This is a genomic window from Moritella sp. 36, from assembly GCF_018219415.1.
Taxonomy (GTDB): Bacteria; Pseudomonadota; Gammaproteobacteria; order Enterobacterales; family Moritellaceae; genus Moritella.
In genome coordinates this window covers 3,437,103-3,458,279 of the sequence record NZ_CP056120.1, presented here as the reverse complement: position 1 = coordinate 3,458,279, position 21,177 = coordinate 3,437,103, and the positions used below count along the sequence as shown (strand labels likewise).

The following is a 21,177-nucleotide window of genomic DNA, read 5'->3' as shown; positions in this document are numbered from 1 at the left end:
CTTTATTAAATTTTTTGTCGAATAAGCAATGATAAAAAGTACACACCACCAACGAAATTGATCACCACACTGAGCGTGGTTGAAAAGCTAAAGACGTTTTCGACAATCCATTGTCCCGATAACAATATCGACATCGCCATTAAACTGCTGGCAATAAGCAGCGTATGATGGCGGTAGGTATGGAAGAATTCTTTAGTTAAATTTGCCACGAGCAAGCCAAAGAACATCACGGGACCGACTAAGGCGGTGGATAACGAGATCATGATTGCCACCAGTATTAACACTTGCTTGGTGACTCGACGAGTATCAACGCCTAAGCTAATTGCATTGTCATTGTCTAGCCAAAATACATCTAACACAGGGGCTAATTTGAATAGCAAAGCACTGACCGCAAACAATGGCACAACACATAAATAAACCAGTTCTTGGTTCACATTGTTAAAACTTGCAAACATGCTTGATTGAATCGTTAAGAAGTCATTGGGATCAACCAACATCATGAAAAATGATGAAACATTGCTAAACAGCTGGCCGAAGATAACCCCGAGCAGCAATAACGTGATGACGTTGCCCTCGCCATTATTGTTGCGAAAATAAAAGCCAAACAGTAATAACGAAAACCCCACCATGATTGCGACTGATAAGGCAAAGTTAACAAAGGGGTTTAATAGCAATACACTAAAACCACCAAAGATAACCACAACCAGAACTTGGGTGAGTAAATATAAGGCATCAAAACCCATAATACTTGGGGTCAAAATACGATTATGGGTAATGGTTTGAAACACCAGTGATGACTGAGCGATGGCAATACTGGCGATGATCATGGCGAATACTTTCGGCACGCGTCGTGATAAAAAGTATTCATAATTCGAGGCATCTAAACCAACACCGATGAATAAAAAGGTAAAGACAAGGGTGATAACAGCCAGTCCGGCTAGCTTCATTGAATCAGACATTTTGCTTCCCCTTTACAATAAAGAAGATAAATACTACGCCACCAAGCATGCTGATGATCATCGAAATTGGGATCTCGTAAGGGAAGATGATCACGCGACCTATCACATCACAAAGTAAAATTAAAATCGCGCCGATAATAGCCGTCAGTGGAATATTTTTACGTAAATTATCACCGTAGAATTGCGCCACTAAATTCGGGACGATCAGACCTAAGAAAGGCAGTTGACCGACAATCATGACCACCGAGGCTGACATCACAGACACAAGTAGAATACCGATGAAGAGTACGTGTTTGTAATTCAAACCAATATTGGTGGCGAAGTCTTTACCCATGCCAACCGCAGATAAACGGGTTGCATACCAATAGCTAATAATGGAGATAGGTAGGGCGATATAAAGCAGTTCATAATTACCCTGCAGGATGCTGGCAAAGTTAGCCACCGTCCAGGCTGACAGATTTTGCACTGCATCATATTTATAGGCGATAAAGGTAGCAGCAGAAGACACCACATTACCAAATATGATACCGATTAATGGCACATAGATGGCATTCTTAAATTGAATGCGATGGATAAACTGAATAAACAGCAATGTACCGGCGATCGCCATGCCAAAAATAAGCAGTAAGCTGTCACCATGGCCGAGAAAGACTAAACTTAATACATAGCCGAGCATGGCACATTCAATGGTGCCAGATGTCGATGGTGACGCAAATCGGTTCTGACTGATTTGCTGCATGATAAGCCCGGCAATACTCAGCCCTGCCCCCGAGAGTAAGATAGCGAGTAAGCGGGGGAGGCGACTGATTAACAATAATTCAATGGCATCAGTATCGCCTGCTAAAATGGCCGCTAACGATAAGTCTGCCACGCCAATAAATACCGATGCAATGCTGAGTAATACCAGCACAAAGAGTAACTTTTTCAAGGTAAACCTCAATTACAGTGCGCGTGATTTCTGCATATCTTGGATCATTTTATCGGTTGCAGTGACACCTGAAAGGGCTATGTACCAGGCGTTAATATCAAGGTAATTTAGGTTGTTATTTTTATAAGCCGTGGTTGATTTAACTAAGGGATTAGCAAATTCTTCACGGGTACGGCTTTTGTCTTTATTAATCAGTTTGTCTTTGTCGATAATGAACAGGTTAGCTGGATTGACGTTGCTGATGAACTCATACGAGATCAAATCGCCATGACGAGACTCTTTAATGTTCGGCACGGCTTCTTGGAAACCAAAATCACGGTAAATAGCAGAGAAACGAGACTGTGCACCAAACGTAGTGATATTACCGCCTGCACTCATTACCGTTAATGCTTTAACGTGGTTGGCTTTGTTGTAGTTGGCAATTTCGGAGATCTGAGAGTCAACACTGGCGATCTTTGCTTCTACTTTAGGTTGGATTTCAAAGATGTCTGCGAGCATACGCCATTGTTTCTGGGTGCTTTGCCAATAGCCGTTTGATTCAGGTGCAAACATCACTGTAGGGGCAATTTTGGATAGTTCTTTGTAAGATTCGGCAGCGCGAGAACCAATAATAATTACGTCTGGTTTTTGCATGTAGATAGTTTCAAAATCAGGTTCGTTTAAGCTACCTGACGACGCGAACTCTTTCGCTTTATATTTCAATAAATAATCTGGCATCGTTGTCGCTTTACTCAATGCAACCGGCTTAATACCAAAATAGTCTAGGGCGTCTAGTGTACCCGTGCCTATCACGACAACACGTTCAGGTTTAGTGTCTAATGTTGTTTTACCGAGTTGATGAGAGACTGTGATCGTTTCAGATAAAGCATTAGCAGAGAATAATAAACCAAATAAAGTAGCTACAACAGTTCGTTTCATATTAACGGAGATCCAAATGATAATTGTTCGTATTCGCCATCTTATACTAAGATAAACATCGATGACCAGTAAATTAAAGGTAAATAATGTAAAGCAGTGATAGAGTGTAAGGTACTGTAAATAAACGTTATTTGGTGAGTTGATGTGCTGTGTTTGTTGCGTTATTTATGTCGAATGTGAAGAAAGTAAAGGTCGTATTCTGCAATACAGTAATTGTGTTATGTTGAATCTTTTTTTATAAGCCAATGTTATAGCTCTATTTTATGAGGTGTTTATGGATATGCCCGTTAATGGTCATGACAATTATCATGCACATTTTTATTTTGATGAATCATCACGAGTACACGCACAAGCATTACGAACAAGCATCAATGAAGAATTGGGTTTATATGTCGGTAATTTCAATACCAAACCAGTAGGACCGCATCCACAGTGGAGTTTTCAAGCCTCTTTCACTGCAGACGATTTTGATGTATTTGTACCTTGGTGTATTGAACATAGGCAAGGGGTATCAGTATTGTTACATGCAGTAACAGGCGATGACTTGCTCGACCACACCGAATATGTGCAATGGTTAGGCGATCCTATTACACTCGATTTATCTCGTTTTTAAAAATTATTTAAGGTGTGAGGGTTACTTACCTAACGCATTAATGGAGATGACTGCGTTAGGTTCATATTTAGTCTAACCTTTCGGATAAATATCACTATCGTAAAAAACTGAAATATACGTGCATAATTGATATCACGTATAATCCGCTACAATCTCACAGGTTTTAATGAAATCAGTTAATCTTTCTTGAGCTACCTGTATAGAAGGTTCCACCATATCGGTAGTAATATGAAGGTCACCAAAAAATATTTTGTCGTCTTTTACGATCATCCAAAAAGCAAATGTTTCATTCACAGTCGAATCATCAAAAGTGGCATCTATTATATACCCACTACCAGAAAGTGTTGAAATAGATACTGGAAAAGACTCTCTAAGATGCGTAGTGTAAAACATTTTATCTTCAAGCCGATTTATATAATTACGGAGTGCTATTGTTATAATGGCTTTAGAGTCAGTTAAATTATTCATCCCCTTTAGGAGATACAAATTTTCTTTTTTGTGTAATTCATACGCAGCCAAATGCCAATAATTATTATCATCATCCATAAATGATGCGCTTGTTTTCTTGATATCCGGAGCATTAGCCACCGTAATTTCTACGTTCGGTACGTGGAATTGATCTACTTTACACTCTAATTTACTATTCGCGAGTGCGCTTTCACAAAAGATTAATAAGATCAGTGCAATATATTTAAGATTTTCCATCCAATTTATCCTGAAGTTTGATTATTTTAAAATTTAAATAAAAAGCTTGAACGTTAGCAAATATAAACACAGCATAGAAAAGATATATTTTGTGTTCTGGAGTAGCAGAATTAAATAGCCATATCCCACCAATTACATTTATTAGGTAAATTACGATTGCAAAGAGTCTATTCATGATTAATATAAAGAAGAGGTGTTCAATGTTGTTCGGTTTGTTAACTCAGTATTGACCTTACTAAGTTCAGAGCTATTAAATATCACTGCTCCCCAAATGATTAGAGTAACCCAACCTCCCTTGGATAATTTTTTATTTTTCCAAACTTCTTGTAGTACACTTTTAGTACCTGCTGCTGATGCTGTTACACCTAACCCACTTGCATATGTATTAATTATTTCGTGAATTTTTTTATCAGCTAATAATTCTTCATTCGTCATTGACCACATCCCCCATTGAGGGTTGGTTTTTGTATCTAAAACCTTATCAACAAGCTTTCCAGTTAGCGGGCGACTATCAAGGCCTCGTATTAATTTCCACGCTTCCATTTGCTGAATTCGGTTTAAATGTCGGTACATAATAGTTGCAGTCATAGCTTCAACTTCTTGCTGTCCACCACTGGCCACAAATGAGTAAGGGATATTAATTATTTTAGCTAAATACCTAAGTTGCTCTTTTGGGGACTTCGGCAGGTTGTAAGGAAGTACAGTATGTTCCATTTCTAAATGTCCTTTTTGTCGTTTGAAGATATACAGCTTGTAAGTGTCTTACAGTCTCCAATTATAACAACAACGCAACGGTGTTACGTACTATAAAAGTACTAAATACATGGTCGTAACAGTGGGTTAGTCCTGCTCTGGAAAGTGTATCTTTAAGCCATTTTGAATCGCGCTCCAGTTTACTCGACGCTTTCAAGCTTAAGCGCATAGGTTATTTATCACAGTGTAAACATAGCCGACAGCACTGATAGTAAAAGTAAGACCGCAAGTATTTTGTTGATGATATCGTTTTGCTTTGTGCTGCTTAATATTTTTCTTGTTAATTGTCCGAGTAATGTCCAGCAAACAAGCGTATTGCAAGCAACGAAGAAGAATATTATTGCTAAGGTTAGATTGTGGTTGAAGCTGTGAGAGTCAGTACTATTGAATAAGCTGCTGACGGTCATGGCCATAAACCATGTTTTAGGGTTAATGAATTGCAAGCCTGCACCTTGAATCCAACTCGGCCTCGTAAAGGCATCGCGTTCATCTGCTGTTGCTATAGCGGGTGTCCAATACAGTTTCCAAGATAACCAGATTAACCATATACAGCCTATCCATGCCATTATTTGTTGTAGTAGGGGGTAGGTAATAAGTATGTTGGCGATACCTTGCGCAGTAAATAAGAGAATTAACGACGCAGCACTTGCAGCACTAATGATAAAAGCGAAAGCAGAATTAATGCCGTATCGATGGCCAAGGGTTAACGCGATAAGGTTTGTTGGACCTGGAGTGATAGAGATAACAACAGCAAATAACAAAAAGTTTAAATATAAAGTAGTCATAACAAGATACCATTAAATTGACGATGTAATGAGTATCTCGGTATTGTCAGCGATAGTCTGGATGATTTGTGCAGAGCTGCTGATAATTTGCAGGTGTTAATTTATAGACTCGGCGAAACCAACGACCTAGATGGCTTTGATCGGCAAAGCATAGCTCGCTAGCAACATCGATAGGCTGATAGCCCTGAGAGAGTAATTGGCGCGCTTTTACCAAACGAAGCTGAATCAAATAAGCATGAGGGGAAAGGCCAAAGGCAGCTTTAAATGCTCGGTTTATTCTAAACCGATCTGCATCAACCGCACGAGACAAGGCATCTAAGCCTATATCGGTATAAATATTGGCATGTAAGAAATCTTGTGTTTTAAGCGCAATAACATCAACTTCAACAGATTTAGACTGTTTTTTTCTCCAGTCTAAATTGATGGTTAGCTTTTCTAACATCTGGTCTAAGCACGCATCTTTCACTATCTTCGGGTCTTGATGGTGTAACGATAAAAATGCAGATGAAATACTGGCTGACAGTGCTTTGTTATTCGATAGCGTGGTATCAAAGTTAAGCTCAAAACTACTTGGTATATTATCAAACAGGGTCAAAAACTTGTCCTTTATCCAATCTTGTGGGATGTAGAGCATTCGATAAGTAAAGCCACCATACTCAGGTGCTTTGCCATCGTGTATTTCCCCTGGTTCAAGCAGAAAGCTACCACCAGATAAAGATGTGTGGGTATTACGTCTGCAGTTAAACTGTTGAACTCCCTGTTCAGTGATACCGACTAAATAACTGTCATGCCAATGCGGATCATATGCATGACCGTTAAAATGCGCTCTGATTGTTTCAATCCCAGTCTCATCATCTTTACTCAATTCAAGCCAATCCTTAGATGCTAGCTCAGCCATTTAATACTTCCTTGTAAACACAAATACACACTTTACTTAGTTAAATATAATATGAGACTTTAATCTAGAATATTTGTGCGTTTTTAATAAGTTATTTATTGAAGGGTTATGTGGCTAACATATTACGAGAATCAATAAAAACAGTACGGTAAAGTAATGAAAAGGTTGTGTAAAGGTGTTTTTGTGTAGCACCCGTGTAACATTTAGGTTGTAGGTTTGTACCGTGTTCAATACGGAAGCTTATGATTTAACTTTACATGGAGTTATGATGAATTTAAAACATTTATTAGTATTACCTGCTGTTCTTTTTTGTTCGTATCCTGCCACATCGTCATCTTTTTCTACACCAGAAACAAATTTTGAATATCTAGATATAAAAAAAGCAACCTCGTATGTAACAGGTAAAAGCTTTCTTTATAGCGTCATGGAGGAGACTGGGGAGATCGGATTACTTACCTATGATGACCTTTTGACGATAGATGTATCGGTAAAAGATATTGATTACCAAGAACTCACTATCCTTGAATGCGGTTCAAGTAACAGTTTCACCCCTAGAGAGCGGGTTGTTAACTATGAAAATACCTTTGGTGTGACAGGTTATGATGTTCTCGACTCTCCTTGTAAAATTGCTATCAATAAGGAAACTAAATGGATAGATGCAACCAGTTTAGGTCAATCATTATGGTACTCAAAAAATATTAAGGGGGATTTACAATGTTATTCGATTGACGGTAAACAGTGTGTCAGCTTACCTGATTACTCAAAGTACAAAAAGATTGATGATAATGTAACGCTACGTAGTTTGGAAAATAATGCAGCTAAATTGGCTACCTATTTTGAAGATGTTGATGAAGTTACATTACATATGAGGGATGGAGCATGGACGGGAAATATCTCTTTGCCTAAGAGTTCCCAAGGGAAAAGTATCGTCATTGATGTTACATCGACATATTCAGTTAATGTACATATCCCCAACAGCCAGATGAAAACAATAAGGTCTAATGAGATACGAAGTTGGGTATACCTAGGTCAAACTTGGCTTGAAGAAGGAACTAACATTAATGATTACCCCGAAATTATACAAATAGCAAAGCCATTAATTTGCACGAGTCAAGATCAGATTAATTTTAATGATGGCACTGAAGGTAATTGGTGTAAAGAATTACTCAATACAGAACATGCAGAAACAAAGCGAACATTACAGTCCATGATTGATACCAAAGAAACACATATGGATCGCTTATTCAGTCAGATGTTGGACCATGACCTGTTAAAGGTAGATATAGATAATGATTACCCTAACCGCATATTAGCGCTAGAGAATAAAAAGAATGAATTAAAAAAAACACGGGATTTGGTATGTGCTACTGGATGGTGGAATATTCCAGCTTTAATAGCGTGTGGGGTACTTACTGGGCAATATAATGATGCATATAATGTATGGGAAAACCTTAAGAATGAGCGAGACGCTAAGCTTAATGAAGTGAGCGTACAAGTTGACATAGGCCGTGCTATGGATTATCACAAATTACATACGGATTGGGCGACTGCAGATGCAACCCATTTTTCAGCTTTATTAAAGGAAGAAAGTAGTGCATTAGCCGATCTAAAGTTGCTTAAAGAGGCATACCATCAGAAAGCAGAGGATGCACATAAGGCATACTTGGATGCTGTTGATAAATATATGGCTGATACTAAGCCTGGAAATATTCTTCTGAATTCACTGGAAGACATGCCTTTAGTTGGCCGAGAAGTACAGCATATTGTTGATTATGCAGATAATCCATCAGGTACTAATTTAAGGCGTATGCTATTAGGTTTGGCTGGACCAGTTGGTGAGGCTGTTGAAGGTGTTGTCGAGATAGAGACGGGAGACACTGAACTAAACCCTAGTGTGATGACGTTTTTAACTGATGTATTGTCCGATTTAAATGACGATCATAGTATTGGTGAAGCTTTGCAAGATATCGTTTCTGATGTGATTAATGATTTTGGTTCTGACGCGATTGAAGCCATTCGTCAGGCTGGAATGTGGCGAGATAATCCAGGGCAAGAAAATTTTATTAAAGTGGACTATGAAAACATTATCGATTTACGTTCACAGCTTGATCCAATTCATTATGATTTCTGGGAAGGATCAAGTGTTGAAGAAATTAATGTGCAGAATAATCTAACGCCTGAAAATGCTAACTTTAAACAATATATCTCAGATCCGCTTAGTTATAATCCGAGCTCTCTTATTGACATTGAATATGCGAGTGGTGGCAGTAAATTTGAAAATCGACTGTCATCTTTGTTCGCGCACTCTTTTGGTAAAAACTATACCGATGTTATTAAATTAAACGCCAAGTATGCAGACTGGACGTCAGCAAAGATTAATAATGAGTTGTATAAGTTTTTCTCGGACCCCGCTTATATTGAACAAAGAACACCTTATTGGGGAGATTCTCGCACAATGGGTCAACGTCCAGCAGGTACCATTTATAATAATGAGCATGCATTTATCGTACTTAATAGTGATTTTGTTACAAGGGGGAGTGCTGATTTCTATAAGTTTTATTTTGAAGAACTTGGTCATATGGGCAACTATTGGCGTTGTAAAATATTTGATATTGCAGTAAACAAATGTCAATCGACAGGTGATGTGGGGGCTCGCTTTAGAGATGCTGTCTTATTGGACGAGTCACTTCATACTGTTCCTTTCGCTAATTTGTTAAATGAATTACCTAAACATACAGACGTTGATATGGAAACATTACACTTTTCAGATGGTAGTGTCGCGACGCTGGAAGGGTGGCCAAGTTATTATACTATTAATGATCATATCGCAGGTTTCGGTAAATTTTCTTGGCTGATGCGATTAGGGCTTGACGTTGCTAGCGAAGACTTACCGGGGGTCAGTGATGAATTTGATATTGAGGTTGTCATCTCAGCTCCGAAAGGGGCAATGAAAGGTGACCCATGGAAAAAATCAGCGAATGGCTATTGTAAAACGGATGCAGAGACCGATTGTAATATGCCAACAATGTGGGTTTCGGTGGCATTTCGCGATGCGATTAAATACTCTATTGCTAAATTACCGAAAGTTAAAAATACCAAGTTAGCAAAAGCGGGGGCGGACCTTTCGCCACGCATGGTGCGTAAGCATAGTGGTAAACTTCCTTTTCAGTTAACTTCAGTGAAGGGGACGGATTGGAAGTATATGAACGATTATAATATTTATGCAAAAAAATTCACTGTCGCCGCTGAAGTTAAACTTGATTTTTTTAAGATGGGGACGGAAATTACTAAAGGAACACCAAGTAGGATTCATAAGCCTGAACTGTCATTAAAATCAACCCCGCTTTCTGGTAGTTATCTTGTTGAAATTGCAACTAAAGATAAAAAAGACTTTGCGGGGTGGCTATCTGCAGATATTGCATCCTCTGTCATTGGCTGTGCTGGGGGATTCATTGCTGGGGTTATATCAGATAGCGATCCCGTGGTTATGTGCCATGCTGCGTCTGATGTGCTTGAAGGTGTGGAAACTGCTTTTCAGGCTTTAGACCATAAGCCTACAATGATTGTGGAGGCTGATGGTAATATTACCTTACCAATATCATTGGAATACAAATATGCTAATACAGGAAGAGGACAGGTCCACGCTGATACAACAACTAATCCACATATTCCTGATGAGGGAATATCGGGTACAAGCATTGTTGAAAGTAATAAAATAACGAGTTTAAAAGAAAAAACTGGTAATGCGTTATCTAAACTATCTCGGGGTACAATCGCTGGGGTTGGTGTATTTAGATTCCGTATTGGGTTTGATTATGCGAAGGAAGTGGTCTCTAAAGGGGCATACGCTTTACCCGCGTCTATTGTTGGAGATTAATTAATATTGTTACGTAATTATCCCACCATACCAGCAAGTATAAACACTTTGGTTTGGTGGGAGATATGAAGGAGGGCGAAAGTAAGCAATGCCTTCTGATTCGGTAATGAAAGGTATGCGTTATAACGACTTCAAAATTAGCAAGCTGATACCGTTAAGCTCCTAAATTTACGACAGTGCTAGACGTTGATAGGTAAGCCGTTAGCCCAGAGTTTAGCTATCTCAATAACAGTGCTTTTATGATCCATATTTTTACTCGCTAAATTCCGCTGTTTACAAAACGCTTGGCCTTGGTTAAAAATAGATGAGGCAACTTGGCGACCACCCATTGTAATTTTTGACGTTTTAGCCGCTCTTAACTTGGTAAACTGCTTAAATACCTTAGGTATATCATTCACATTTTCTTTTAAACAATGAACAAAGTGCCATGCATCTTCCAGCGCCTGACAAGCTCCTTGACCAGAAGTAGGTAAGGCGGAGTGCGCTGCATCACCGAGTAATACCAGATTATTTTTATGCCAAATTTTTATTGGGTTATGATCATGAACATAAATTTTATTAATTCGGGATAAAGGTGTTTTATTGATGATCTTCATAATAGGATCAGGCCAATTAGCAAACAGTGAACAGAGTTCGGATTTATACAAGTCAGGGTTTACCTTGTCTATATTTTTAGATACGACACATCCAGCCCAATAAGCTTTTGTTTTTGATACAGGTACTATTCCGAAACGCTCTCCAACGCCCCAGTAATCTGAAACCGAAAGATCAGTGAAAACCTCACCTTTACACTCAAATACACCAATCCAATTAATAACACCCTGATAAACAGGAGCGTTATTACCATTTACATATTTTCTCGCAAATGAATTCATACGGCCATCAGCGCCAATAATGATATCTGGTTCGATATTTTTACCATTGGTAAATTGCACATAAACTTTGTTGTTATCGTTATTTGAAAGTGAAGTTACATCATGTCGGTAATGTATATTGATATCCAGTTCAAGAGCCCGTTGAGTCAATATAGCCATCAAATCTTTACGAAGAATAGAATAACTAGGATATGCCATTAATTGATTTAGTTGAGTGATGTCTAGTGAGCCTAACGGTTCGCCATGACTAGAAAAACGATGCATATAGTTGAGTGAACCTGCCACTTTAGCCACTTGGCTTAACACTCCAAGTTGGTCTAAAACAAATGAAGCATTCGGCCAGTATACAATACCGGCACCAATCTCGCTTGGTCGACTATGTCGTTCATAGACATCAACCTCAAAGCCTTCTAGTTTCAATGCAATGGCAGTACTTAATCCACCGATACCGCCGCCTAATATACCTATTTTCATAAATGAGTCCTTATTCCTAATAATGTAGGGAAAACGTGCATTCCAGCTAATGTTGAGTCTTGTCAGTTATCTCTTTTTTAGCTGAATAGTGATTAATGACAAACAATATAATTCATATCATTTATGATTATTAGCTGGTATAAGTTGGACTTATTGATATCAGTAATGGGATGGTGTAATGGGTAATATTGATTTTATTTCACTCCGAATATTTTCTTTGGTGGCTGAAAAAGGCAGTTTTATCGGCGCTGCAAAAGCATTACAAATGCCATCTTCAAACGTGAGTCGTACTATTTCACAATTAGAGGATAAGCTCCAAGTCCGCTTAATTGAACGCAGTACAAGACATATGAGGTTAACCGAGTCAGGTGCGCTACTTTATTCCCGGTCTGGTGCATTACTCGACGCCTTAGCGCAACTCGAATCTGACATCACATCCAATAAAACGCAACTTAAAGGCCCATTAAGGCTCTGTATTCCGAGTGAAATGGGTCCCAAATTATTGGGGGATTCTATTATTGATTTTTCATTAAAATATCCTGAAATCAGTATTAACTGTACGACGAACTTAGCCGGATTTGAGTCCTTAATTGAGGATATCGACATTGCAATTATTGTAACTAGGGGGGATCTACCAGACAGTGATTACATTGCACAAAAACTAGCTGAGTTTCCATGTTGCATTGTGGCTTCGCCCAAGGTTATTAAGCAATGGGGTAAACCAAGTAACATCAGTGATTTTAGTGCATTACCTTGCATAACAACAGCGACAGCACTGCAAGGAAAAGCGTGGCAATTTATTAAAGACAGTGGGGAGTTTCATCACATAAGCGTGTCTAGTAACTTTAAAGTGAACAGCGGAGAAATGGCTTTTAAGGCAGCCTTATCGGGGGTTGGCTTTGCTATCCTTTCTCGTCATGCTTGTGATGAGCATATAAAAGATGGCAGTCTCATTGAATTAAATTTTGCATCCAAGGCCGCACCGTTAAACCTATACGCAGTATACTCTCATCGAGTATTTCTTCCTGAAAAATTCCGGGTGTTTATTGAGTTCTTAAAAGCTGATTTAGCAGTTAACACCGTAAACCCTCGTCCGATCAGGGCGGGGATACAAGGCGAAAGTGCGTAGCGCTTTGATCTTTGTTATTTTGTGGTATGATACTGTACGAATGTACAGAGGTTTATTATGTTAAGAGCAACAAAAGTACGTATTTACCCTACAGCCGACCAAGCAGAGTTTTTAAATGCTCAGTTTGGTGCTGTTCGGTTTGCGTATAATAAAGCTCTGCACATTAAGAAACATTTTTATAGTGTAAAAGGTATATCACTTGCAGTACAAAAAGACTTAAAACCGTTACTCGCTAAAGGCAAGAAGTCCCGTAAGCATGGTAAACAATCCAGTTACCACTGCACGAGCGTAAAAGCCACTGATAACACGATTAAAATACCTAAATTATCCGCCATAAAAGCACGTATACACCGTGAGCTAGTCGGCACACTTAAAAGCATTACTATCTCAAAATCTGTAAGCGGAAAATACTTTGCATCGCTATTAGTTAAGTCAGATGAAGCAATCCCAGTTAAATCAAAGCACATTACAAGCGTGTCAGGTTATGACCTTGGATTGGCACATTACTTAATTGACGATCGAGGTAATAAGACCGCTAACCCTCGCTTTCTTGTGAATGCTTGTAGCAATTTAAGAAGAAAGCAAAAGGCATTAAGCAGAACTAAAAAAGGTTCTCGTAACCGCTCTAAAGCACGTTTAAAACTAGCGTTGGCACATGAACGTGTCAGCAATGCTAGAAATGACTTTCAGCATAAATTATCAAAACGAATTATTGACGATAACCAAGCGGTAATAGTTGAGACTCTGAAATCATCAAACATGCTAAAGAATAGAAAATTAAGCCGTCATATTTCGGATGCTTCATGGTCTGCCTTTGTTGATAAGGTATCTTATAAAGCTGAAATGTACGGAGTCCACCTTGTTAAGTGTAATCAGTGGTTCGCAAGTTCTAAAACTTGCTCATGCTGTGGTGATAAGGTAAAAGATATGCCGTTGAATATCCGTCATTGGTCTTGTCCATCATGTAACACTCAACATGATCGCGACATTAACGCATCAAAGAATATTCGTCATTACGGTATAATTAAATTAAAAGCGGATGGATTGACCGTTTCTGCATAGTGAAGCTGTGTTAGACCTGTAATATTTACAGGCTGTAGCTAACGACCTATGAAGCATCGCCATTTATGGCGGTGAGCAATCACGATTGTGTGTTTACAAAATTGATGATCTGATTAATTAAATTATAAGCATGAAAATAAAATGCCGCTCATGTTAATTGAGCGGCATTACATACATCAACTTTTATCTATGCTGATGTTAATGGCGATGATTTAGTCTATTGAGACGCAGCTGACATAGCCTAAGGTATCATTTGGGAGGTCTTTCTTGACAGAATCATCATTTTCTCTCAAATTAACCATGGTATTAGTATCAGTAGCGTTAGATAGATAATCTCTATCCGTTAGTTTGTCATCGAGTGAGAGCTTTTTCAATACTTGCAACTCATTAACCGATGCGAGTGTCCAATTATTGCGGTTTTTGTACCCTGCACTAGATAGATTTTTGCAATACTGCGCAGCAGAGTTATCTCTAGAGTTAACACCTTTAAATTGTGGGTAATTAGAATGACCTTTATTATAATTATAATTATAAATATGACCTAATCTTGAATCGCCATGCTTATCTTCTTTATTAGTAAACCCCATCATTCTTAATAGAGTTGTCGAAGGTGCTAAGCTATACAAAGTCTTGTCAACAGGTATGAGGACGGGGTTGCCTGTACCTTTAAGGCTATTGATATTGCGAGTATCGATAGTCTTGGTATCTTTAATATCACCTAATTGAGCTGAAACACAAGTCTCAAAAGTCTCGTATTTCATAGTCGCAAGAGCAATACCATCTTGGTCAATTTCTATTGCGTCAGAGTCACTGCTCCATTCCACCTCTTTAGTTATATCCTTGTTTGTGCCGTCAGAGTATAAACCCGTTGCAATCATTTTATGGTCAGTACCATTAATTAGAGTGAGTACATTTAATTTAATGTAGATCTTTTCTAACACTTTAGGGCCCACATTAATTCTCATCGAAAATTTTATTGATGGGTCAGTTTTATCACTTACTGTAACTTCGGTGCTGCCTTCTTTCATCGCTTTGATTTCACCAGCCGAAATGAAGTCCACAATTGAGTTATCAACAGTGTTCCAATTAAACTTGTTTACATCTAGAAAAATTTCTTTGTCTAAACTATCTATACCAATGCCCGATAATTTATATGTTTGACCGAGAGGAATATCGTCTTGCACCTGATTTAGTTTAATCTTTTCTAATTTGGCATTACTAATTGTAAGGTTAGTGCTCTCTGTTAACGTACCTAATGTTGCGCGAATGGTTACTTGACCAGCATGTTTGGTCTTTAGCGTATTACCTGTAAAAAATGCTTTGTTTAGATTTTCACTATGCCACTCAACTCGATCAGTGACCTTGTGGTCCGTGTTGTCAGTGTATGTCGCAAAAGCTTGATATTGAACGGAGTACCCTGCAATAGTAGTCTCTTCTTTCGGAGTAATAAGCAAAGACAGAGCTTCAGCATCCGTGACCTTAACATTAAAATGTTTACTCTCTAAACCACCTAAGCTACACCAAACTTGGGTGATACCTGGTGACTTACCGACTAAAGATTGCTTATCAACCACAATGATGGATGGGTCCTGGCTATGCCAAGTAACGTTCGGTGTAACCGTATGAACAATACTCTTACCAGCATCATCATTATCGTATTCATAAGTCCCGTGAACATCGAGTGTAAGGTTTAAGCCACTCGCTATAGATAATGTAGGTTCCTGAACAACCATTAATTTGGTTAGCTTAGCCTTTGTTACCGTGATGGAAATCGGGTTACTAGATACTTGATTTTCCCATGCGGTAATTGTCGCGGTACCGGGCTGTTTTCCGGTGATGATTGTGTCAGAGAGGTTCACTCTCACAGTGTCACTGTCTGATATAAGCTTCACACTTTTTGTGATATCGCGGTTGGTACCATTAGTATATTGGCCTAGGACTGTATACTTTATTACCTGTTTTGGGACTATGCTCGTTGTATCTACTTTTAGAGATAGTGTTTTTAATTTTGCTTCTTCTACCGTAATGCTGATCCATTCACTTTGCACGCTACCTACTTGTGCTCTGACACGTACGGTACCGGGTGCATGTGCAGTGGCCTTTCCTTGAACAATGGCTAAAATATCAGAACTTTCTGAGGTGTCTTTGTTTTCTACAAACCAGTCGACTTCGCCTGTGAAGGGACGTTGTGTGCCATCGGTAAATTCACCAGTGATATGAATCTGGGTATTTAGACCTTTAATGATGGTATCATCTGCACTGATCACTAATGTTGTTAATTTTTCTGCGGTAACGACCACTGGAATAGATGGTGATTGTATAGATAAGTATTCAGCATGCACACTGGTGTTACCTTCTTTGATAGCAACTAGCTCGCCCTGTTTATTGAGATGAGCGATGCTTTCATCATCAATAACCAATGTCGCAGCGTTGCTCAGGTCCTTAAATTCTTTGTTACTATAAAACCCTTTGACTGTAAGTGTTTTAGTTAAACCTTTCGGTAAGTTTATTTCATCAGATTTGACGTCGACTACAACTTCGAGCTCGCGTAGTTCTGCAGGTTTTACCACTAAGTCGATGCTTGAGTTTAAGCCACGATAAGATCCTGTTAGGGTTGCGCTACCTGCTTGCATTGCGACTACCTTACCTTCGCTAACTTCAATCCCAGCCGAAGTTATCCAAGTGACACCATCAGTGACTCTACTCACACTGTCATCGGATAATGTTGCGGTTAATGATATATCTTGTCTTTGACCTTGGAGCATCTCATGTTCTTTCAGGTCAATATTAATTGATAAAGGAACTGCATCTGTGATTTTTAGCCTTGTTTTTGGGCTGATCACATTGCCTTTTGAGGCTGTGATCATTACAACCCCGGGCTTAAGTCCTTCTACTTTACCACCCGTAATAACTGCCAGTGCTTCATTATCGACTTGCCAAGATACGTCATCAGTTATGACCTGTGTAGCCCCATCGCTATAATAACCAACGGCATCATATTTCTGGGTAAACCCTGCTGGGATCGTGGAGTCTGTACGGCCAAATGTCGTCGCTTGCTTGCGATGGATCTGAATTGATGTCAGTGTTTTTTTATCTGAAGGCTTTGGTGCTTCGCCAGTACTATCGCTACTGCTACTGCTACTGCTACTGCTACTGCTACTACTATCGCTACTGCTACTGCTACTGCTACTGCTACTACCGCTGCTGCTACCATCGCCGCCACCGCCACCGCCACCGCCACCACAAGCAGTTAATATACCTAATGTACAAAAGAGTAATAACCAAGACGTAAAACGTATCATTTTCTAACCTTTTTCGGAATAAAGTAATATATATAGAAATGTTAAATAACTGAGTCCGTCCTGGAAGTACTGCTTTTAGCAATCATTGTATGTAAGTTTTTAATCTATTTCTGTAAAGCAACATATTAAAAAATGTTTGGTATGTTGCGGTATGCCGACATTTTAATTTTTTGTTGGCACTAATTTGAGGGCGCATATTATCAATAAATGTTTATAATTCACGTTGATTTACGTATCTTTTCCTGTTGATTACATATCTTTTCTCGATGCTTACGTATCTTTTCACTTTCTATTTATGCGATAAATATCAATTGTTTAAATTCATCTTGGATGGAATGTTTTTTGAGGGGATAAGGAGACTATTAGATTTATCATTGATTGTCGCGGTACTGTTACTTGATTAATGGGATGATCCAATTGCTTGGAGTAGGGGTTACATGACGAGATTACAAAATAAAATGCCGCTCATTTTAATTGAGCGGCATTACATATATCAACTTTATCTATGCTGATGATGATTTAGTCTATTGAGACGCAGCTGACATACCCTTGGGTATCATATGGGAGATTCATCTTGACAGGATTATCATTTTTTCTATCTAAATCAACCATGGTATTAGTATCGGTAGCATTGGTGAAATAATCACTATCTATTAGTGTCTCATCGAATAATGACATCGTTCTTAACATTTTCAGTTCTTTAACCGACGCAAGTTTCCAATTATGGCGATCGTTGAACCTTGCATTCGATAGGCCTTCGCAAAACTGTGTAGCAGACCCATCGTTGGAGTTAAAGTGCTTAAATTGTGGATGCTGACCTTGCCCCTCATAAATGACATGATCGGGTCTTAGACGCACTCGATCCGCTTCGTTTAAGGTATTATAGTCCATCATACGCAATATTTCTTTTGAAGGTGTTAAGCTAAAGAGGACATTGCTACTATTTGTGATGAAACTTACGACATTTGGTTTTCTATAGATCACATTGATGTTGTTAACAGTGAATTTTTTAGTGGTGTCAATATCACCTAATTTAGCCGAAATATCCGTACTAGACGAGGCTGTATCGTCTTGCTGACGAGCAAGAGCAAGGCCATCTTGGTCAATTGTTATTACCTCAGAGCTACTGCTCCACTCTACTTTCTCACTAATGTCATTACTTGTGCCATCGGTGTATATACCTGTTGCACTAAGCTTCATATCAGTACCATAAATTAGTCCGAAGGAAGTTGCATCAATAAGAATCTCTCTTAACGCCTTAGGACCTACTTGAATCGTCATAGAGAATGTTATTGATGAGTCACTTTTATCGGTCACTGTAACTTCGGTACTGCCTTCTGATATCGCTTTGATTTCACCAGGTAAAGCAGTGAAAGTCACAATCGAATTATCAGCACTGTGCCAATTAAAATTCTTTGCATTTAAAGCAATCGCTTCCTCTAAACTATCAGTACCAATGACCGATAATTGATATTTTTGACCGAGAGCAAAACCGTCTTGCAATTCATCTAGTTTAATCGTTTTTAATTTGGCTTGACCAATCTTAAGGCTAGTGCTCTTTTTTAACTTACCGAATGTTGCGCTAATGATGACAAAACCAGAATCTTTGGCATGGAGCGTATTATCTATAAAAGATGCTCTTTCTATCTCTGAACTTGTCCATTCAACCTGGTTTGTCACATTTTTCTCTGAGTTGTCAGAGTATGTCGCAACAGCTTGGTATAGGACGGAATACCCTGCATTAGTAGTCGTGTTCTTCGGCGTTATATCCAAATCTGTTGGTATTGCAGCGGTAACCATCAGTTGGTGATGATCACTTTCTATACCATTTAAAGTACACCATATAGAGGTGATGCCTGGTGTCTTACCGACTAAAGATTGATTCTCAACCGAAATGATATTGTGATCCTGACTATGCCAGGTAACATTCTGTGTCACTTTATGATGATTTTCCGCACCAGTTATCTCATCATTATCCAATTCGTAAACCCCGTAAACCTCGGGTTTAAAGGTTTGGCCAGCAGGACCTTCGTTCAGATCTGTTAATAATAACTTTATTAGCTTAGCCTTTGTTACCGTTATGGTAATCGGTTCGCTTGATATGTCGCCTCTAGATGCGGTAATTGTTGTTGTGCCGGGGATTTTTCCGAGAATTGTTCCGTCAGTATGGTTAATCCTCACTGTGTGATTATCCCTCTCTGCAAGGACTAACGTATCATTTGTTAAATTTTTTCTGGTACCATTATCATATAGACCCATGACGGTATAACTTGTTGTCTGATTTGGGATAATATTAGGTGTCTCTACGGTTAGAAATAGTTTTTGTGCTTTTGCTTTTACTACAGAGATACGGACCGATTTACTTTGCACGTTACCTACTTTTGCTGAAACATATACGGTACCCGGTACAAGTGCAGAGGCCTTTCCTTGATCAAGGGCTAAAATATGAGATCCATCCAGTTGGTACATGTCTTTTACAAACCAGTCGACTTTGCCTGTGAAGGGGCGTTGTTCGCCATCGGTAAATTCACCAGTAATATGAAGCTGGGTATTTAGACCTTCAATAATCTTTGTTTCATCTGCAGTGATCACTAGTTTTGTTAATGTTTCCGCTGTAACGACAACAGGAATAGATGGTGATTGTATAGATAAGTATTCAGCATGAACACGGGTGTTACCTTCTTTGATAGCAACTAGCTCGCCCTGTTTATTGAGATGAGCGATGCTTTCATCATCAATAACTAATGTTACTTCGTCACTTAGATCCTTAGATTCGTCGTTGCTATAAATCCCTTTAACCGTAATTTTTTTCGTTAAGCCTTTCGGTAAATTTATTTCATTAGATTTGACTTCAATTTTGAGATTATCTAGTACCGCTGGTTTTACCACTAAGTCGATGCTTGAGCTTAAGCCACGATAAGATCCTGTTAGGGTTGCGCTACCTGCTTGCATTGCGACTACCTTACCTTCGCTAACTTCAATCCCAGCCGAAGTTATCCAAGTGACACCATCAGTGACTCTACTCACACTGTCATCGGATAATGTTGCGGTTAATGATATATCTTGTCTTTGACCTTGGAGCATCTCATGTTCTTTCAGGTCAATATTAATTGATAAAGGAACTGCATCTGTGATTTTTAGCCTTGTTTTTGGGCTGATCACATTGCCTTTTGAGGCTGTGATCATTACAAGCCCGGACTTAAGTCCTTCTACTTTGCCATTTGTAATTACTGCAAGTGCTTCATTATCGACTTGCCAAGTTACGTCATCAGTTATGACCTGTGTAGCACCATCGCTATAATAACCAACGGCATCATATGACTGGGTAAGCCCTGCTGCAATATCGTGTTTAATGTTACCAAATGTTGTTGCTTGCTTGATATTGATCTGGATTGATGTCAGTGTTTTTTTATCTGAAGGCTTTGGTGCTTCACTGCTACCAGCGCTACTACCGCCCCCACCACCACAAGCGGTTAATATACCTAATGTACAAAAGAGTAATAACCAAGACGTAAAACGTATCATTTTCTAACCTTTTTCGGAATAAAGTAATATATAGAAATATTAAATAACTTAGTCCGTCCTGGAAGTAACGCTTACTGCTTTCTAATTACATATAAGTTTTTTAATCTATTTCTGCAAAGCAACATATTAAAAAATGTTTAGTATATTGCGGCTGTGCCGACATTTTAATTTTTTGCTGGCACTAATTTGAGGCGGGATTTTATCAAAAAATGTTTATAACTCACGTTTATTTACGTATCTTTCCTGTTGCTTACATATCTTTTCCCGATGCTTACGTATCTTTTCATTTTCTATTTATACGATAAATATCAATTATTTAAATTCATCTTGGATGGAATGTTTTTTGAGGGGATAACGACACTATTAGATTTATC

The 21,177-nt window shown here is 38.7% G+C and carries 14 protein-coding genes; 4 read left to right on the top strand and 10 right to left on the bottom strand.

Annotated features, from left to right (window positions below; all coding sequences use genetic code 11):
• Nucleotides 1-5: 5 nt before the first annotated feature.
• From HWV03_RS15220 to HWV03_RS15210, 3 genes are read right to left on the bottom strand one after another with little or no spacing between them, the layout of a single operon-like run.
• Nucleotides 6-959: an iron chelate uptake ABC transporter family permease subunit gene (locus HWV03_RS15220; protein ID WP_211676675.1), complete on the bottom strand. Its 954-nt coding sequence runs from the start codon at nucleotides 957-959 to the stop codon at nucleotides 6-8.
• Nucleotides 952-1,887, bottom strand: a complete 936-nt coding sequence (gene vctD / locus HWV03_RS15215) for an ABC transporter permease (protein WP_211676674.1) — start codon at nucleotides 1,885-1,887, stop codon at nucleotides 952-954. The genes HWV03_RS15220 and vctD overlap by 8 nt, the downstream gene beginning before the upstream one ends.
• Before the next feature lie 12 nt (nucleotides 1,888-1,899).
• Nucleotides 1,900-2,805 carry a siderophore ABC transporter substrate-binding protein gene (locus tag HWV03_RS15210; RefSeq protein WP_211676673.1) on the bottom strand — a complete coding sequence of 302 codons (906 nt, stop codon included), beginning with the start codon at nucleotides 2,803-2,805 and terminating at the stop codon, nucleotides 1,900-1,902.
• Between the two features lie 274 nt (nucleotides 2,806-3,079).
• On the opposite strand from HWV03_RS15210, the gene HWV03_RS15205 reads away from it, so the two are divergent.
• Nucleotides 3,080-3,418 (top strand): DOPA 4,5-dioxygenase family protein, encoded by a 339-nt coding sequence (locus HWV03_RS15205; protein WP_211676672.1) that lies wholly within the window; start codon nucleotides 3,080-3,082, stop codon nucleotides 3,416-3,418.
• 132 nt (nucleotides 3,419-3,550) lie between these two features.
• Here HWV03_RS15205 and HWV03_RS15200 read toward each other — a convergent pair whose 3' ends face one another.
• From HWV03_RS15200 to HWV03_RS15185, 4 genes are all read right to left on the bottom strand, one after another.
• The gene (locus HWV03_RS15200) at nucleotides 3,551-4,123 is read right to left on the bottom strand and encodes a hypothetical protein (RefSeq protein WP_211676671.1); all 573 of its coding nucleotides are present in this window, start codon (nucleotides 4,121-4,123) and stop codon (nucleotides 3,551-3,553) included.
• A 177-nt stretch (nucleotides 4,124-4,300) separates the two neighbouring features.
• Nucleotides 4,301-4,837 (bottom strand): hypothetical protein, encoded by a 537-nt coding sequence (locus tag HWV03_RS15195; protein ID WP_067044657.1) that lies wholly within the window; start codon nucleotides 4,835-4,837, stop codon nucleotides 4,301-4,303.
• Nucleotides 4,838-5,055: 218 nt separating this feature from the next.
• Nucleotides 5,056-5,661, bottom strand: coding sequence for a LysE family translocator (locus HWV03_RS15190; RefSeq protein ID WP_211676670.1), 606 nt, complete (start codon nucleotides 5,659-5,661; stop codon nucleotides 5,056-5,058).
• A gap of 46 nt (nucleotides 5,662-5,707) precedes the next feature.
• Nucleotides 5,708-6,559 (bottom strand): AraC family transcriptional regulator, encoded by an 852-nt coding sequence (locus HWV03_RS15185; protein ID WP_211676669.1) that lies wholly within the window; start codon nucleotides 6,557-6,559, stop codon nucleotides 5,708-5,710.
• 268 nt (nucleotides 6,560-6,827) lie between these two features.
• On the opposite strand from HWV03_RS15185, the gene HWV03_RS15180 reads away from it, so the two are divergent.
• On the top strand, nucleotides 6,828-10,436 hold the full coding sequence (locus HWV03_RS15180) for a hypothetical protein (RefSeq protein WP_211676668.1): 3,609 nt from the start codon (nucleotides 6,828-6,830) through the stop codon (nucleotides 10,434-10,436).
• 179 nt (nucleotides 10,437-10,615) lie between these two features.
• Here HWV03_RS15180 and HWV03_RS15175 read toward each other — a convergent pair whose 3' ends face one another.
• Complete coding sequence (locus HWV03_RS15175; RefSeq protein ID WP_211676667.1) at nucleotides 10,616-11,785, bottom strand: FAD-dependent monooxygenase; 1,170 nt, start codon at nucleotides 11,783-11,785, stop codon at nucleotides 10,616-10,618.
• A gap of 178 nt (nucleotides 11,786-11,963) precedes the next feature.
• On the opposite strand from HWV03_RS15175, the gene HWV03_RS15170 reads away from it, so the two are divergent.
• Nucleotides 11,964-12,914 carry a LysR family transcriptional regulator gene (locus HWV03_RS15170; RefSeq protein ID WP_211676666.1) on the top strand — a complete coding sequence of 317 codons (951 nt, stop codon included), beginning with the start codon at nucleotides 11,964-11,966 and terminating at the stop codon, nucleotides 12,912-12,914.
• Between the two features lie 57 nt (nucleotides 12,915-12,971).
• A complete protein-coding gene (locus tag HWV03_RS15165; protein WP_211676665.1) occupies nucleotides 12,972-13,976 on the top strand; it encodes an RNA-guided endonuclease TnpB family protein in 1,005 nt (334 codons plus the stop codon).
• Between the two features lie 212 nt (nucleotides 13,977-14,188).
• Here HWV03_RS15165 and HWV03_RS15160 read toward each other — a convergent pair whose 3' ends face one another.
• Both HWV03_RS15160 and HWV03_RS15155 read right to left on the bottom strand, forming a co-directional pair.
• On the bottom strand, nucleotides 14,189-17,278 hold the full coding sequence (locus HWV03_RS15160; RefSeq protein ID WP_211676664.1) for an Ig-like domain-containing protein: 3,090 nt from the start codon (nucleotides 17,276-17,278) through the stop codon (nucleotides 14,189-14,191).
• 519 nt (nucleotides 17,279-17,797) lie between these two features.
• Nucleotides 17,798-20,803, bottom strand: a complete 3,006-nt coding sequence (locus tag HWV03_RS15155; RefSeq protein ID WP_211676663.1) for an Ig-like domain-containing protein — start codon at nucleotides 20,801-20,803, stop codon at nucleotides 17,798-17,800.
• Between the last annotated feature and the right edge of the window lie 374 nt (nucleotides 20,804-21,177).

Coding starts and splice junctions, on each gene's coding strand:
- HWV03_RS15220 (WP_211676675.1), bottom strand. CDS start 959: ATGTCTGATTCAATGAAGCTAGCCGGACTGGCTGTTATCACCCTTGTC.
- HWV03_RS15210 (WP_211676673.1), bottom strand. CDS start 2,805: ATGAAACGAACTGTTGTAGCTACTTTATTTGGTTTATTATTCTCTGCT.
- HWV03_RS15205 (WP_211676672.1), top strand. CDS start 3,080: ATGGATATGCCCGTTAATGGTCATGACAATTATCATGCACATTTTTAT.
- HWV03_RS15200 (WP_211676671.1), bottom strand. CDS start 4,123: ATGGAAAATCTTAAATATATTGCACTGATCTTATTAATCTTTTGTGAA.
- HWV03_RS15195 (WP_067044657.1), bottom strand. CDS start 4,837: ATGGAACATACTGTACTTCCTTACAACCTGCCGAAGTCCCCAAAAGAG.
- HWV03_RS15190 (WP_211676670.1), bottom strand. CDS start 5,661: ATGACTACTTTATATTTAAACTTTTTGTTATTTGCTGTTGTTATCTCT.
- HWV03_RS15185 (WP_211676669.1), bottom strand. CDS start 6,559: ATGGCTGAGCTAGCATCTAAGGATTGGCTTGAATTGAGTAAAGATGAT.
- HWV03_RS15180 (WP_211676668.1), top strand. CDS start 6,828: ATGAATTTAAAACATTTATTAGTATTACCTGCTGTTCTTTTTTGTTCG.
- HWV03_RS15175 (WP_211676667.1), bottom strand. CDS start 11,785: ATGAAAATAGGTATATTAGGCGGCGGTATCGGTGGATTAAGTACTGCC.
- HWV03_RS15170 (WP_211676666.1), top strand. CDS start 11,964: ATGGGTAATATTGATTTTATTTCACTCCGAATATTTTCTTTGGTGGCT.
- HWV03_RS15165 (WP_211676665.1), top strand. CDS start 12,972: ATGTTAAGAGCAACAAAAGTACGTATTTACCCTACAGCCGACCAAGCA.
- HWV03_RS15160 (WP_211676664.1), bottom strand. CDS start 17,278: ATGATACGTTTTACGTCTTGGTTATTACTCTTTTGTACATTAGGTATA.
- HWV03_RS15155 (WP_211676663.1), bottom strand. CDS start 20,803: ATGATACGTTTTACGTCTTGGTTATTACTCTTTTGTACATTAGGTATA.